The organism is Bacillus sp. NPDC094077 (assembly GCF_050279465.1).
Classification (GTDB): Bacteria; Bacillota; Bacilli; order Bacillales; family Bacillaceae_G; genus Bacillus_A.
This window is the reverse complement of the sequence record NZ_JBNNUF010000008.1, coordinates 182093-194927: the sequence shown is the minus strand read 5'-3', so window position 1 is coordinate 194927 and position 12835 is coordinate 182093. Positions and strand designations below refer to the sequence as shown.

Annotated in this window: 15 protein-coding genes and 4 pseudogenes; 9 read left to right on the top strand and 10 right to left on the bottom strand. The window is 34.8% G+C overall.

The annotated features are described in order from the left end of the window. Positions 1 to 53: 53 nt before the first annotated feature. The gene (locus tag ACQKNR_RS19780; protein WP_427319853.1) at positions 54 to 701 is read right to left on the bottom strand and encodes a lysozyme family protein; all 648 of its coding nucleotides are present in this window, start codon (positions 699 to 701) and stop codon (positions 54 to 56) included. A gap of 218 nt (positions 702 to 919) precedes the next feature. On the opposite strand from ACQKNR_RS19780, the pseudogene ACQKNR_RS19775 reads away from it, so the two are divergent. Then, positions 920 to 1039 (top strand): annotated as a pseudogene (locus ACQKNR_RS19775) (vancomycin resistance histidine kinase VanS); the annotation flags it as partial. An 80-nt stretch (positions 1040 to 1119) separates the two neighbouring features. Here ACQKNR_RS19775 and ACQKNR_RS19770 read toward each other — a convergent pair. Continuing rightward, complete coding sequence (locus tag ACQKNR_RS19770) at positions 1120 to 1476, bottom strand: YxeA family protein (protein WP_427319851.1); 357 nt, start codon at positions 1474 to 1476, stop codon at positions 1120 to 1122. A 217-nt stretch (positions 1477 to 1693) separates the two neighbouring features. On the opposite strand from ACQKNR_RS19770, the gene ACQKNR_RS19765 reads away from it, so the two are divergent. Next, entirely contained in the window at positions 1694 to 1927 is a 234-nt protein-coding gene (locus tag ACQKNR_RS19765) for a tyrosine-type recombinase/integrase (protein WP_427319849.1), read from the top strand. Then, the gene (locus ACQKNR_RS19760) at positions 1899 to 2282 is read left to right on the top strand and encodes a tyrosine-type recombinase/integrase (RefSeq protein WP_427319847.1); all 384 of its coding nucleotides are present in this window, start codon (positions 1899 to 1901) and stop codon (positions 2280 to 2282) included. Before ACQKNR_RS19765 ends, ACQKNR_RS19760 begins: the two co-directional genes overlap by 29 nt. Before the next feature lie 3 nt (positions 2283 to 2285). On the opposite strand, the gene bsaA is transcribed toward ACQKNR_RS19760, so the two are convergent. Further along, the gene (gene bsaA / locus ACQKNR_RS19755; RefSeq protein ID WP_427319845.1) at positions 2286 to 2765 is read right to left on the bottom strand and encodes a glutathione peroxidase; all 480 of its coding nucleotides are present in this window, start codon (positions 2763 to 2765) and stop codon (positions 2286 to 2288) included. 224 nt (positions 2766 to 2989) lie between these two features. On the opposite strand from bsaA, the gene ACQKNR_RS19750 reads away from it, so the two are divergent. The 4 genes and pseudogenes from ACQKNR_RS19750 to ACQKNR_RS19735 all read left to right on the top strand — a co-directional run bounded on the left by ACQKNR_RS19750 (position 2990) and on the right by ACQKNR_RS19735 (position 5496). Beyond that, positions 2990 to 3199, top strand: a complete 210-nt coding sequence (locus tag ACQKNR_RS19750; protein WP_000844994.1) for a DUF3925 domain-containing protein — start codon at positions 2990 to 2992, stop codon at positions 3197 to 3199. Between the two features lie 96 nt (positions 3200 to 3295). Continuing rightward, a complete protein-coding gene (locus ACQKNR_RS19745; RefSeq protein WP_427319843.1) occupies positions 3296 to 4267 on the top strand; it encodes an MBL fold metallo-hydrolase in 972 nt (323 codons plus the stop codon). Between the two features lie 85 nt (positions 4268 to 4352). Further along, a complete protein-coding gene (locus ACQKNR_RS19740) occupies positions 4353 to 4787 on the top strand; it encodes a hypothetical protein (RefSeq protein WP_427319841.1) in 435 nt (144 codons plus the stop codon). A gap of 153 nt (positions 4788 to 4940) precedes the next feature. Continuing rightward, positions 4941 to 5496, top strand: a pseudogene (locus ACQKNR_RS19735) (hypothetical protein). A gap of 113 nt (positions 5497 to 5609) precedes the next feature. On the opposite strand, the pseudogene ACQKNR_RS19730 reads toward ACQKNR_RS19735, so the two are convergent. Continuing rightward, positions 5610 to 6291, bottom strand: a pseudogene (locus ACQKNR_RS19730) (DUF3600 domain-containing protein). Next, positions 6288 to 6865, bottom strand: a pseudogene (locus ACQKNR_RS19725) (sigma-70 family RNA polymerase sigma factor). Before ACQKNR_RS19725 ends, ACQKNR_RS19730 begins: the two co-directional pseudogenes overlap by 4 nt. Positions 6866 to 7072: 207 nt before the next feature. Here ACQKNR_RS19725 and ACQKNR_RS19720 point away from each other — a divergent pair. Continuing rightward, positions 7073 to 8059, top strand: a complete 987-nt coding sequence (locus ACQKNR_RS19720; RefSeq protein WP_427319839.1) for a quinone oxidoreductase family protein — start codon at positions 7073 to 7075, stop codon at positions 8057 to 8059. Between the two features lie 27 nt (positions 8060 to 8086). Beyond that, the gene (locus ACQKNR_RS19715) at positions 8087 to 8725 is read left to right on the top strand and encodes a zinc dependent phospholipase C family protein (protein WP_427319837.1); all 639 of its coding nucleotides are present in this window, start codon (positions 8087 to 8089) and stop codon (positions 8723 to 8725) included. Between the two features lie 44 nt (positions 8726 to 8769). Here the strand turns inward: ACQKNR_RS19715 and ACQKNR_RS19710 are convergent, their stop codons facing one another. The 5 genes from ACQKNR_RS19710 to ACQKNR_RS19690 all read right to left on the bottom strand — a co-directional run bounded on the left by ACQKNR_RS19710 (position 8770) and on the right by ACQKNR_RS19690 (position 12803). Further along, positions 8770 to 9153, bottom strand: coding sequence for a VOC family protein (locus ACQKNR_RS19710; RefSeq protein WP_427319835.1), 384 nt, complete (start codon positions 9151 to 9153; stop codon positions 8770 to 8772). Positions 9154 to 9164: 11 nt separating this feature from the next. Beyond that, a complete protein-coding gene (locus ACQKNR_RS19705; RefSeq protein ID WP_427319833.1) occupies positions 9165 to 9287 on the bottom strand; it encodes a hypothetical protein in 123 nt (40 codons plus the stop codon). Positions 9288 to 9307: 20 nt separating this feature from the next. Further along, a complete protein-coding gene (locus tag ACQKNR_RS19700; protein WP_427319831.1) occupies positions 9308 to 10477 on the bottom strand; it encodes a DEAD/DEAH box helicase in 1170 nt (389 codons plus the stop codon). A gap of 19 nt (positions 10478 to 10496) precedes the next feature. Further along, entirely contained in the window at positions 10497 to 11024 is a 528-nt protein-coding gene (locus ACQKNR_RS19695) for a hypothetical protein (RefSeq protein WP_142328492.1), read from the bottom strand. Between the two features lie 90 nt (positions 11025 to 11114). Further along, complete coding sequence (locus tag ACQKNR_RS19690) at positions 11115 to 12803, bottom strand: formate--tetrahydrofolate ligase (RefSeq protein WP_427319919.1); 1689 nt, start codon at positions 12801 to 12803, stop codon at positions 11115 to 11117. Positions 12804 to 12835 lie beyond the last annotated feature (32 nt).

Below are 12835 nucleotides of genomic sequence, written 5' to 3'. Positions count from 1 at the left end.
TAAGTTACATTCTAATATTTAATTGTTGATAGCTGACGATATCATTATACAGCTTATTTAGAAGGGGCATGTACATTTCGAAGAAGTTCTTCAATAAGTATTGTTTTTTCATTCACCTTTGTAGCATATGTGAAATCACCATAACAATATGGATACCTAAAATTATTTTTATTTCCACCACAAGTGTACATCTCTGGATTTTGATCAACTTTCATCTTAGAAAACTTTTTGGCCGAATCTTCCGAGTGTTGTTTAACTTCTTGACTAGCAATAAAATCAATATACCCTGGTCCCATATTATAGCTTTGAATAATTGTATCCATGCTAACATTTTTTTCCGTTCCATATTTGTACATTTGAGCAAAGTGTTTTACCCCTTGTTTAATGCTCAAGTTTGTCTCTTGAATTTCATTTGGCTTTAATCCAAGTGATTCAGAAGACTGCATAGGGTCGTTGCCCTCACCTCTACTCTCTTGGTACATAATTCCTAATAAAACTGCTGTTTTCCCTTCTAAATTATATTTTTCTAATTCTTTTTTCAAGGTGGGCTCATATTGTAATAAACGTTTTTCGGTAGCAAGCGCTTTATTTTTATGAATATTGATTTTATGAGTAAAATATAGTATTCCCAGCATTGTTCCTAAGCCTAAAATACTAATAAAGAATACTATAATAATTTGTTTTTTACTCGTATCCTTCATATATTCCTCCTCGTATAAGAGATTCAATTTTTCAATGGTGGTTGGTTATTTACAAAATCTGTAATAATCATCTATTTCTCTGCCCCTTTTTACACTCGAATTTATTTCTTTTAAGTTTAAAGTTTAATATAAAAATTTAAAGATAAGGTAAAGATAAGATAAAGAAAAAATAAAGTGCATTTTTTAGAGTACTTGAAAAAGATATTGGTACAAACGAATATGTGGGGCAACTTGTTGATATGAATGTATATAGTGATAATAGAGAGGTTATCGTACAAGTTATTAATTATGGAGCTATCATCCCAGAAGAAGATTTACCCTTTCTTTTAATATACTTTATATAAAAAGCTACACGATAAATTATAAGAAAAAACGGCGAACCCTCCACGTAGGAGAATCCACCGTCACAAATAACTGATTATTTTATACCTATTTTTTCTTTTGCTTTCGTAGGAAGCCCGTCTTTCTGCACTTCTTCCCAAGCTGTTACACCTTTTTTATCTGAGTGATATATACGTAGAAAGGCTTCTTTGCGAAGATTCTTTTGCGCAATAAATCCTAACTCCTTTTCTTTACCTTCCTTATCAAAACCCGATAATGTATATTCATACTCCTTTCCCATCACTTCATCATCCATAGATTTTGAAACTCCCTTTTTTCCATCCATTGTAATTTGAACGTAATATTCATCTTTGTCCATACGATTGATATCACATCCAACTAAAAGGCTTGCAAATACAACTAAAATACTAAAAAGTGCCATATATTTTTTCATGTTGTTCACCTCTTTGATTTTCATAACACTGTAATCTTAATCTGTTTTCGGTTGAAAAGAAATTCAAAAATATGACGTCAACATTACCTTTTCGTAAGATAATATAATTATCTACATCAATATTTACAAATGAGATATTATTCCCCCTAGGCGCTGTACAATGAGATATTCGTTTAACCATTGAAAATCATTTAAAGGACTTCTTGAAGGAAGACGGGTGAAGTATCCTACGCGCTATTATATCGGATATTTAATGGCTGTACTTACTGGGATGAGACAAGGTGAGATATTAGGATTACGTTGGAAAGACGTTGATTTAGAAAACGGCATTATCTATATTAGACAGACTTTAACTGTTGGTAGAGCGTTGAAAGTCGGAGCAAAAAACGAGGCAAACGTAAGATCATTTACACATATCCACCATGCTTATAGAAGAACTAGAGTCTCATAAAAAGTTAATCCTACAAGAAAAACTTATCTACGGCGAAGATTATACTGATTTAGACTTAATCCTTCCTACAATTCACGGCAGACCATTAGAATCACGGAGTTTCCGTAGAACGTTCTATTCCCTAACGAAGCACTTAGAACTTCCTCAGATACGTATACACAATCTACGGCATACTCACGCTACAATGTTGATACAGCAAAATATTAACGTTAAATTAATTTCCGAACGACTGGGGCATACGGATATCGGTACAACACTAAATACGTACGGTCACGTACTACCAAGTATGCAAAAATCGATAGTGGAAAAGTTAAACGAGCTATTTAGCAGAAGTGACCAAAGTAGTGATTCGTAATTATTAGCCAAGTACTTTCTCAATCTCCATCTCTAAATCTACCGGCTTCGTCTGTGGTGCAAAACGCCCAACTACTTTCCCGTCTCTTCCAATTAAAAACTTCGTAAAGTTCCATTTCACTGCTTTCATACCAAGTAAACCTGGTACTTGTTCTGTCATGTATGTATATAGTGGATGAGCTTTATCACCTTTTACATCGATTTTTGCAAACATCGGAAAGTTTACACCGTAGTTCAATTCACAAAAACTTGTAATGTCCGCTTCTGTTCCCGGTTCTTGTCCCCCGAATTGATTACAAGGGAAACCGAGTATTTCTAGTCCTTGGTCTTTATATTTATCATATACTTCTTGTAATCCTTTATATTGTGGTGTAAACCCGCATTTACTAGCTACATTTACAATAAGAAGCACTTTTCCTTCGTAATCTTTTAACGATTTATCTTCTCCTGTTATTGTTTTAGCTGAAAAATCATAAACTGTCATTGTTCCTGCCCCTCTCTTCACTATCATTCTATGTTTATACTATACTACATTCGTGAATATACAGCTCCTATTACATATTTCTCCCTACGAATGAAAACGCTTTATTTTTGTTCGGAAATTCGACACAAACTACTAGACTTTTATGATGGAAAGTTTTACAATTGAATTGTGAACAAAATGTGACAGTTTATATTCTATTATAATAGAAAAGGATGGTGTTCATTATGAAAACTGCACAACGTGAAACGATTTCAAATCGCGAGTTTTATTTCGTACTATATATGATGTTATTGTATGTTACTGGCTGGGTAATCGATGTAAATGGTTTATTCTTAAGCTCCTACTTTAATTTAGCAGGAGAGATTATGCTTCCAATAGTTGGCGGTATTGTTGGACTGTTCGTTATGTCTATCAATAAAGAACAAACGAAATAACAACATTACAAAAAGGCAGAAGACGAGCTTTCGTTTTCTGCCTTTTTTCTTTTTTAGCGTATAATAGAAACATGTAGTATATAAGGAGTGGTAAATATGAAAAAAGTAGAGCAATTATCTTCTCACCTATATCTTATTGATGATTACGACTTACAACATAATGAACGAACTGGTACGTACGTTTTATTAGGTGATGATATTACTTTAATTGAAACTTGTGCAGCCCCTTCTCTTCCCTATATTTTAGATGGCTTACAACAATTACATATCGACTTAAATGATGTAAAAAACATTATCGTTACACATGTTCATTTAGATCACGCTGGGGCAGCTGGTTTAATGATGAAAAAGTGCCCAAATGCTACTTTATATGTGCATTCTCGCGGGGCACGTCATATGATTGATCCAACAAAACTCATTTTAGGCGCAAAAGCTGTGTATAAAGAAGATTTCGATAAACTTTTTGATCCAATTCTTCCTATAGAAGAAGAACGTGTTCACATTGTACAAAATGGAGATACGTTAAAAATTGCAGAAGACCGCATCCTTACATTTTATGATACACCAGGGCATGCGAAGCACCATATAAGCATCCATGATTCATTAACAAACGGTATTTTTACTGGTGATACAATTGGGATTTATTATAGAGAGCTTGCAGACCTTGGTGTAGAGTTATATCTACCGTCAACGTCCCCTTCACAATTTCAGCCAGATGCGATGATTGCTTCTAAAAATCATATTCAAAGTATGAATGTAGATACTATTTATTTCGGCCATTACGGTGCATCATCTCATGTTATAGAAGTATATAACCAACTTGAACATTGGTTACCCATTTTCGTTCATACTGGTAAAGATGTCTTTGAAAAATATAATGATTTCGATGAAGCGACTAAAGCATTACAAACTTTATTAATGGATAAAATCACTTCTCACCTTACAAAGTTAAACGTCCCATCCAATCATTCCGTTTATAACATTTTACATCTAGATATAGAAATTAGCGCAATGGGCATTATTGATTATTTCACGAAGCAAGAGAAAACAAATTCCACTATTAAATAACAGTAAAAGAAGAGATATACAATAGTAGTTATTGTATATCTCTTCTTTCTTTGAATATATTTTAAGTAAAGGATGGTGGAATGCAATGCAAAAAGTAATGCTATACCTCTGCTTTACATTATTTATCGTCTTATTATTATTTGTCGGAGTGAAAATTCAATTTTATTTAGATACAGACGCGCAGGTGAACTTTAACATTTATCCAAGGCTATTCTACTATACCCTCTTTCCTCTTGTAGTCGGCATTTTATTACGATTCCTTCAATCCATTAATCGCGAAACGAGTAAACAAAACTGGAGCTTTCAACCGGATAAATTTATTGCTATTACAGTTCCTACAATATTAATTTCCTTTTCCCCGGCACTACTCTTCTCCCCTCTTGGCGAATTCCTTCCTTACTTACTTAACATTATTCTTATAAATACAACATTTGTTACTATAATTAGTTTAATAGCTGGTTATTCACTATTAGATTGTTTTATACAAAAGGATCATGCAAATAGCAAAAATGAAGGATAATTCTGTTCCGCCTCGTTTCCTGTTGCTACATTCATGAAATAACAAATAAATTCATAGCTACACTATAATACCGGTAATTAGAAATGCGGACAAATGTCCACCATATAATAAATATAGTGCGCTTTAATTACTGTATATAGGGAGGGAATTGTAATGACTTATGGATTTAATGACTATTATCGGCAACAATCAGGAGTCCATCCTGTTTTAGATCAAATTTTAAATGATTGGAGTGGAGAACAGAAAAAAACAGTTTACGCTTTAATTAATAAATACGGTTTACCCAGTGAAGCCAGTACTAGAAGGATTATTTGGCACAATAATAGACCATGGAAGCGCACAGTTGTTCATCTCGATACAGTTCCTCATAACTTCCCAACACCTCATCTTGACTATTTAGGACAAACGATTGATTTTAAAGCACCTATACAATTTTTAGATGAATTAGCGAAATTTGATGGTAGTTTATATTTAGATCGTACCGCTGGTGAAGCAACCGCTAAATGCGATTTAGAATCAGCTAACTTTATGGCTTTAAACTTAATGTATGGATATTGTTACGGGGAAACGTACTGCAGAGGATGCTCGTCGCTTTGCAGTTGAAATTGAAAAACTTCTGCGATTACACGGACAATCTTCACCATACTTTGAAAGATTTTTATTCCCACAACAAAGTAATACAGCTGACCCAGATGTTTCTTTTTTTTAAAAGATAGATGGTAGCGTTGTCTAATATAATCTCTCTTAAATAATACATGCAATCATCATATTTTTATAACTAAACAAGGAAAACCTAATTATTCACAGGTTCCCCCTTTTTATCTATCTCACCTGTTCATTTATATACTCCATAAGCTGCTGTGCTTTAATAAATCTTTCTTTGTATGCCTCAGGTACTTCTTCTACTTCCATTCCACCAGTTGATTTTGTTTTTACTTGTACTATTTCATATGTCATTAAAGCTTCCACATAGCCATCAAACTCTTCTGGTGTTAATACTTCTTTACTAGATTTATGACCGTTTAACTTATCAAAGTATGGTTGAAGGTCCATATTTACCTTTTTCATTTCTTCCCTTTTAGCTGGTAATAATTGATCATAATCAATATTACCGTTCGAATCTCCATACTCAAGCTTTGCATTTGTTAATTTTTTTAGTTCTTTTGTAAACTCTTCATATTCCTTTGCCCCCATATCATCTTTCGCTTGCGATAACTTTGCACTAAAACGCATATATGCTTCTAATGTCATCGTTCCGGCATGTTTTTTTAAATTCTCAAAAGATCCATATATACCATCTGCCATAATAGATTGATAAGCAAAACCAGTCGTCGGAATTAAAAATGCTGCAGCAAGCGCTCCTGCGATAAGGCGCTTCTTCCTTTTACTCCCCCCGCGCTTCATTTTTATTTGAACAATTACTTTTTCTTTTAACTCCGGCGGGGCAACAATCCCCTTCGCTTCTTCTTGTATAGATTCTCTAATCTCTACACTCTAAACTCATTTCACATTCCCTACCTCTCCTAAAAAGATTTCTTCTACTTGCTCTTTTTGACGTAGTTTCTTTAATGCAGCATGTATTCTAGATTTCACAGTACCGATTGGAATATGTAATATATGTGCTATTTCTTCTTGTGAGTAATCGTGTAAGTATCTTAAGATAATAACTTGCTTCAATTTATACGGTAATTTATGAATGAGTTCGATTAGTTTTTGATTTGATATTTTACTCACAACATCGCTAGAAAAATCAATTTGTACTGGCTTTCTTTGCTCTTCTGCTTTTTTTACAATTCGTAGTCGCATCCACCTCTTTCTTCTATAAGAATGAATTGTTTAATCGCAAGTCCAATTAACCAAGGACGAAATGGCTTCTCACTATCGTATTTACGAAGTGATTCATATAGCTGTATGTATATTTCCTGAACAACATCATCTACATCCGCTTTATCTTCCATTAAAAAATGTGCTGTCTTATACACTTCTTGAATCGTTTTATCATACAATTCGCTATACGCTTCCTTATTGCCTGATAAAGTTAATTTAATTAGATCTGTATACACTGTTTCATCCTTCATCTACCATCCCTCCTTTGTCTTACACTATATATTGGCAAGCAAACGATATTTCGTTCGATTTTTTCAAAAGTTTTTTTATATAAATTAATATAATGATCTAATAACTTCATAAGATTCACTTATAACCATGCATAACAATTATATAATTTTCCATTTCCTAATAAAGCTTTAAAATGATTTATATAGTCAAATTTAGGGGGATATATGATGAAAGCTATCGTTGTAACTTCTTTTGGTGGTCCTGAAGTGATGAAATATACAGATGTGGATATTCCGACCATTTCAGAAAATCAAGTATTAATTCGTGTTGTTGCTACAAGTGTTAATTTTGCTGATATTAAATCTCGTTATGGCAAAAAAGGAAATAAATCATTACCTTTTATTCCAGGGATAGATGCAGCTGGTATTGTAGAACGCGTAGGTTCTCATGTTAAAAACATTCACCCTGGACAGCGTGTCATTTCTTTTCCTCAAACTGGATCTTACGCAGAATATGTTGTCGCAAACGAAAACCTAACTTTCGTTTTACCTGATGAAGTCGACTTTCAAACTGCAGCCGCTTGTCCTATCGTATCTTTTACAAGCTATAATTTACTCGCAAATGTTGCAAGAATTCAACAAGGTGAATCTGTACTGATTCATGCAGCTGCTGGTGGAATTGGTACTACAGCGATTCAACTTGCAAAACTATTAGGGGCTAGAAAAGTTATCGGTACTGTCGGCAGTGACGCGAAAAGAAAAATTGCTTTAGACGCTGGAGCCGATTATGTTATATGCAATCAAGATGAAGACTTTGTAGAGAAAGTCAATGAACTGACAAGCGGAGAAGGAGTTCATGTTATTTTAGACTCTATTTCTGGAACTGTTTCGGAAAGAAGTTTACAATGCCTCGCTTATTACGGTCGCCTCGTTCATTTCGGTAATGCTAGCGGTGAAATTGGTAATTTCCAAACGAAAGATTTACACGCAAGTTGCCGTTCTATACTCGGTTTTAGCTTCGGCACTACAAGAAAAAAACGTCCTGAATCACTCCAAGAAACTGCAAATCAAGTTTTCCGTTATTTACGTGACGGAATTTTGCAAATTAAGGCTACGAAATCTTTTCCACTTCAAGATGCAGGGAAAGCACACGAATGGGTCGAAAGTAGAAAAAGTACAGGGAAAGTCATACTAAACGTTCAGTCAGCTCCCTAAAATGAATACTTAAAAAGGGGGCTATATATGGGATCACGAATTATGCATGTTATTATTGCTAACGGGATTGCCGAAAAATTATCCATTCAAGATAAAACTTCTTTCTTACTTGGAGGTGTAGCTCCTGATGCTGTTCATTCAAAAAAAGAAAAAGGAACTTCACATTTTTACGCCGGTACAACGAAAAACTATACGAGAAGAATAGATTATGATTCATTTATTCATAAATATGAAGTTCATATGGATTCCCCTTTTCTCTTAGGCTATTACACCCACCTCATTGCCGATGATAATTGGCTAAACGGCTTTTTTCTACCTTGGCTAAAAAATAGAATAGAAAACGACGAAACTATCGCACCTATGTACTATAACGATTTTAAATTGTTAAATGCAAAGTTGCTTCATCATTACGATAAAGAACAAAAGCTCTTCTCTCTTCTCAATCAAGAAGCTCACATTGTGGATATCGAAGAGGTTTCTAAAGAAAACGTTTTAGCTTTTCGAACATATCTTTTTGAAGATATGTTGTATCCCGAGCAGCATTTGCATGAAGATTTACAAGTGTTTACGTTTGACCAAATTGTTGGTTATATTGAGACAGCTATTGAAAAAGGCGCATTTTTTATTAATCAACTCTCTAATGAAAAATCCACTTCAAATATTTAATCCCCCTCATTATATACGAGGGGGATTTTTACATAACTATATAATTATTTATTTTTCTCCATTACTGCAAAGTAATTCCCTTCACTATCAGCAAAGTTAAACACTTTACCAGAAGGCATAGTTACCATTTCTCCAACTGTAACATTTTTATTTGTTAAATCTGTATATAGTTGATCAAGGTTTTCTGAGAAGAACATTAAAGACGGTGTACCAAGATTTAATTCCGGGCTCATTTTAGAAATAACTTCTTTATTATGTAGTATAATGCTCGTTTCTGCATCGTTAGTTGGAGCGATTTCGATCCATCTCATTCCTTGTTTGTTATCTTCCTCTGCAACTACATGAAACCCGACCTTTTCCGTCCAAAAATTTACTGCCTCATCTTGATTATTTACATACACCATAATTTGTCCGACTTTATGAATCATTGGTTTTCCCCCTAATACTTTTTATATTCTATGTAGCTTTCTACAAGTTCTATTATTAATCCTTTTTCATTCATATGTACTTCTTTACGAAGTTTATCGACTGGCTCGTAAACAAAAAAGACGTAACTACACATAGTTACGTCTTCCCAATTATTTATCTAGGCTTTTTCTTCCCAGTAAATGCTGGTTTCTTTTTCTTTGGTGCTTTCGGTTTCGTTTCTACAAATGATCCTTTGAACATTTCTTGTTTCGTAAATACGATACCTAGTTTTTTTGCAAATTGAAGTAATTTACGCTCTTCTTGTGGTGTTACAAGAGAAACGACTGTTCCCTCTTTACCCATACGTCCAGTACGACCTGAACGGTGAATGTATTGGTCTACTGTGTCTGGTAACTCTAAGTGAATTACATGTGTTAAATCATCAATATCTATTCCACGTGCTGCAATATCAGTAGCAAGTAAAATTTCTAATTTTCCGCCGCGGAACGCACGCATCGTTGCTTCACGCTCTTGCTTACTTGCCTCTGCATGAAGAGCAGCTGCCTTCATTTTACGGAATTTCAGTTTCTCAGTAATTTCATCTAAACGGAATGGGTCATTTAAGAAAGCAACTGCTTTTACATCGCCCATATGCATAATTCTTCTTACGTAATCATTTTTTTCGCGTCGCTCACAAATGATATACGTATGCTCAACTAAACTTTTTGACTCTGCACGTGTTACACGTACTAATTGTGGTTCAACTGCTAAATCACGTGCCGCGTCTTCTGCTGCTTTTGTCATTGTCGCCGAGAAGAATACTAATTGACGATCTCGCATCGTTGATTTAATTACATCCTGTACAGCGCCCATCATCTTTTGTTTTACGATTTGATCAAACTCATCAAATACAATTGTTTTCACTTCATGCATCTTTAGCTTTTTCATACGAATTAATTCTAAAATACGGCCTGGTGAACCGACAATTACTCTCGGGTGTTTCTTTAACTTTTCTACTTGGCGCTTAATATCTGCACCACCAATTAAAGATGCACCTGAAATATCAGTTCCTGCTGTAAACTTTTGAACCTCTTCATGAATTTGCATTACAAGTTCACGCGTTGGAGCTAAAATAACAACTTGTGGCTGTTTTACTTCAGGATTAATTTTATGTAAAAGGGGTAATAAGTACGCTAATGTTTTTCCTGTTCCAGTTGGAGATTCAGCTATAACGTCTTGTCCTTCTAAAATAGTTGGAATCGCTTGTTTTTGAATTTCAGTTAACTCTTTAAAACCAGCCTTCTCCCAAGCTTGTTGTAAAAATGGTTGCATATCTTTTATCATTCGTTTTTCTCCTTTATCTCTATTTTTGAAGAAAATGCTGTATTGCTCGCACTGTTTCTATCATGTGAGAAATAACAGCTATTAAATCATCAACATGGTCTTCTGTAATCGCTTTTTGAAATAGAACCTCTACCTTATTATGATATGAAATCGCTTGCTTATTATATTCGTATGAAACTTTCTGCATAATCATTCTTTCTTTTCCCCATATAGAACACATTAAAGTTTCAATTTCTTCGCACACTACTTCTGGTTGTTCTAACGGGAATGAAAATGCTAACTTCATTTCACAACCTGGTGTAAACTGGGGCACTTCTAGTATTTCACCAGACAAGTTCTTTGCATCCACAGATAATGAAAATGTTGCTTCTACTAATGGTTCGAACGGTTCTGTTAATTGAAATGAAATATGATATATACGACTTAATGAGGCAAGGTCCATCATATCCTTTCGATCTGTTACAAGAATATCTCCATGTAAATCAAAATCATAAACAGCACCTTCTACGATTACTTTTAGATTGTCAAAAGCAGTTGGATCAAACATAATTTCCTCCAAAAAACAGGCGCCTTTCGATGGAAAGGCGCCACTTGATGTATATATAGTTTACAGATAAACGAGATGAATTACAACCTTTTAGAATAAACCTACTGCTTTTCCATCTTCATTTACATCCATTTGCAGTGCTGCTGGTTGTTTTGGAAGACCCGGCATTGTTAACATTGTACCTGTTAACGCAACGATAAATCCTGCACCAATAGATGGTTTTAATTCACGAATTGTAACGATAAAATCAGATGGGCGACCTAATTTTGTTGCATCATCAGAAAGAGAGTATTGTGTTTTCGCCATACATATCGGTAGGTTACTCCAACCTTCTCCTTCAAATTGAGCTAATTGCTTGCGCGCTTTCGGAGCAAATTCAATATCTTTTGCGCCGTACACTTTTTGAGCAATTGTACGAATTTTTTCTTCTAAAGGTAATTCTAATTCATAAAGTGGTGCGTAGTTATTCTCACCTTTTTCGATCTCTTTTAGTACTTTTTCAGCAAGGTCAACTCCACCTTGGCCACCTTTCTCCCAAACTTCTGTTAAGGATACTGCATAGCCACGCTCATTGCACCATTCTTGTAAGTATGTAACTTCTGCATCTGTATCTGTAATAAATTTATTAATTGCAATTACGAAAGGTACACCGAAGCTTTGAATTGTTTCAACATGCTTCTGTAAGTTTTCCATACCTTTTGCTAATGCATCTACATTTTCTTCTTTTAATTGATCTTTTGCTACGCCGCCATGCATTTTAAGCGCACGAATAGTCGCAACAATAACAACTGCTTCTGGTTTAATGCCAGCTGCACGAGCTTTAATATCTAAAAACTTCTCTGCGCCTAAATCTGCACCAAATCCAGCTTCTGTAATAACATAATCACCTAATTTTGCTGCCATTGTTGTAGCGATAACACTGTTACAACCGTGAGCGATATTCGCAAATGGCCCGCCATGAATGATAGCTGGTGTATTTTCTAACGTTTGAACTAAGTTCGGTTTTAATGCGTCTTTTAATAGTAATGTTAACGCACCTTCTACGCCTAAATCTTTAACCGTTACAGGTTGATTTGCAAAGTTATAAGCAACTACGATGCGAGATAGACGTGCTTTTAAGTCTTGAATATCTGTTGCAAGGCAGAATACGGCCATAATTTCAGATGCTACTGTAATATCAAAACCATCTTCACGTGGTACACCTTGAACTGGTCCACCAAGACCAATTACTACGTTACGAAGGGCACGATCATTTAAATCTACACAGCGTTTCCAAACGATTTTACGCGTATCAATTCCAAGTGTGTTTCCTTGTTGGATATGATTATCAATAAACGCCGCTAATGCGTTATTAGCAGTTGTAATCGCATGAATATCTCCAGTAAAGTGAAGGTTAATATCTTCCATTGGTACTACTTGTGAAAAACCACCACCTGCTGCTCCACCTTTTAATCCCATTGTTGGTCCAAGAGATGGTTCGCGAAGCGCAATTACTGTTTTCTTACCAATTTTAGTAAAAGCTTGGCCTAAACCAACTGTTACTGTTGATTTACCTTCTCCAGCTGGAGTTGGGTTAATCGCTGTTACTAAAACAACTTTACCGTCTTTCTCATCTTGTAAGCGCTTAAAAATATCAAGAGATAACTTACCTTTATAATGCCCATATGGCTCTAATTCATCTTCTAAAATGTTTAAATCAGCTGCAATTTCTTGAATCTTCTTCATACTTGCTTCTTGTGCGATTTCAATATCGGATTTAACTGTTGTAGTAGTTGTCATATACCCTAGTCCCCCTTTAATTGGTTCTGATG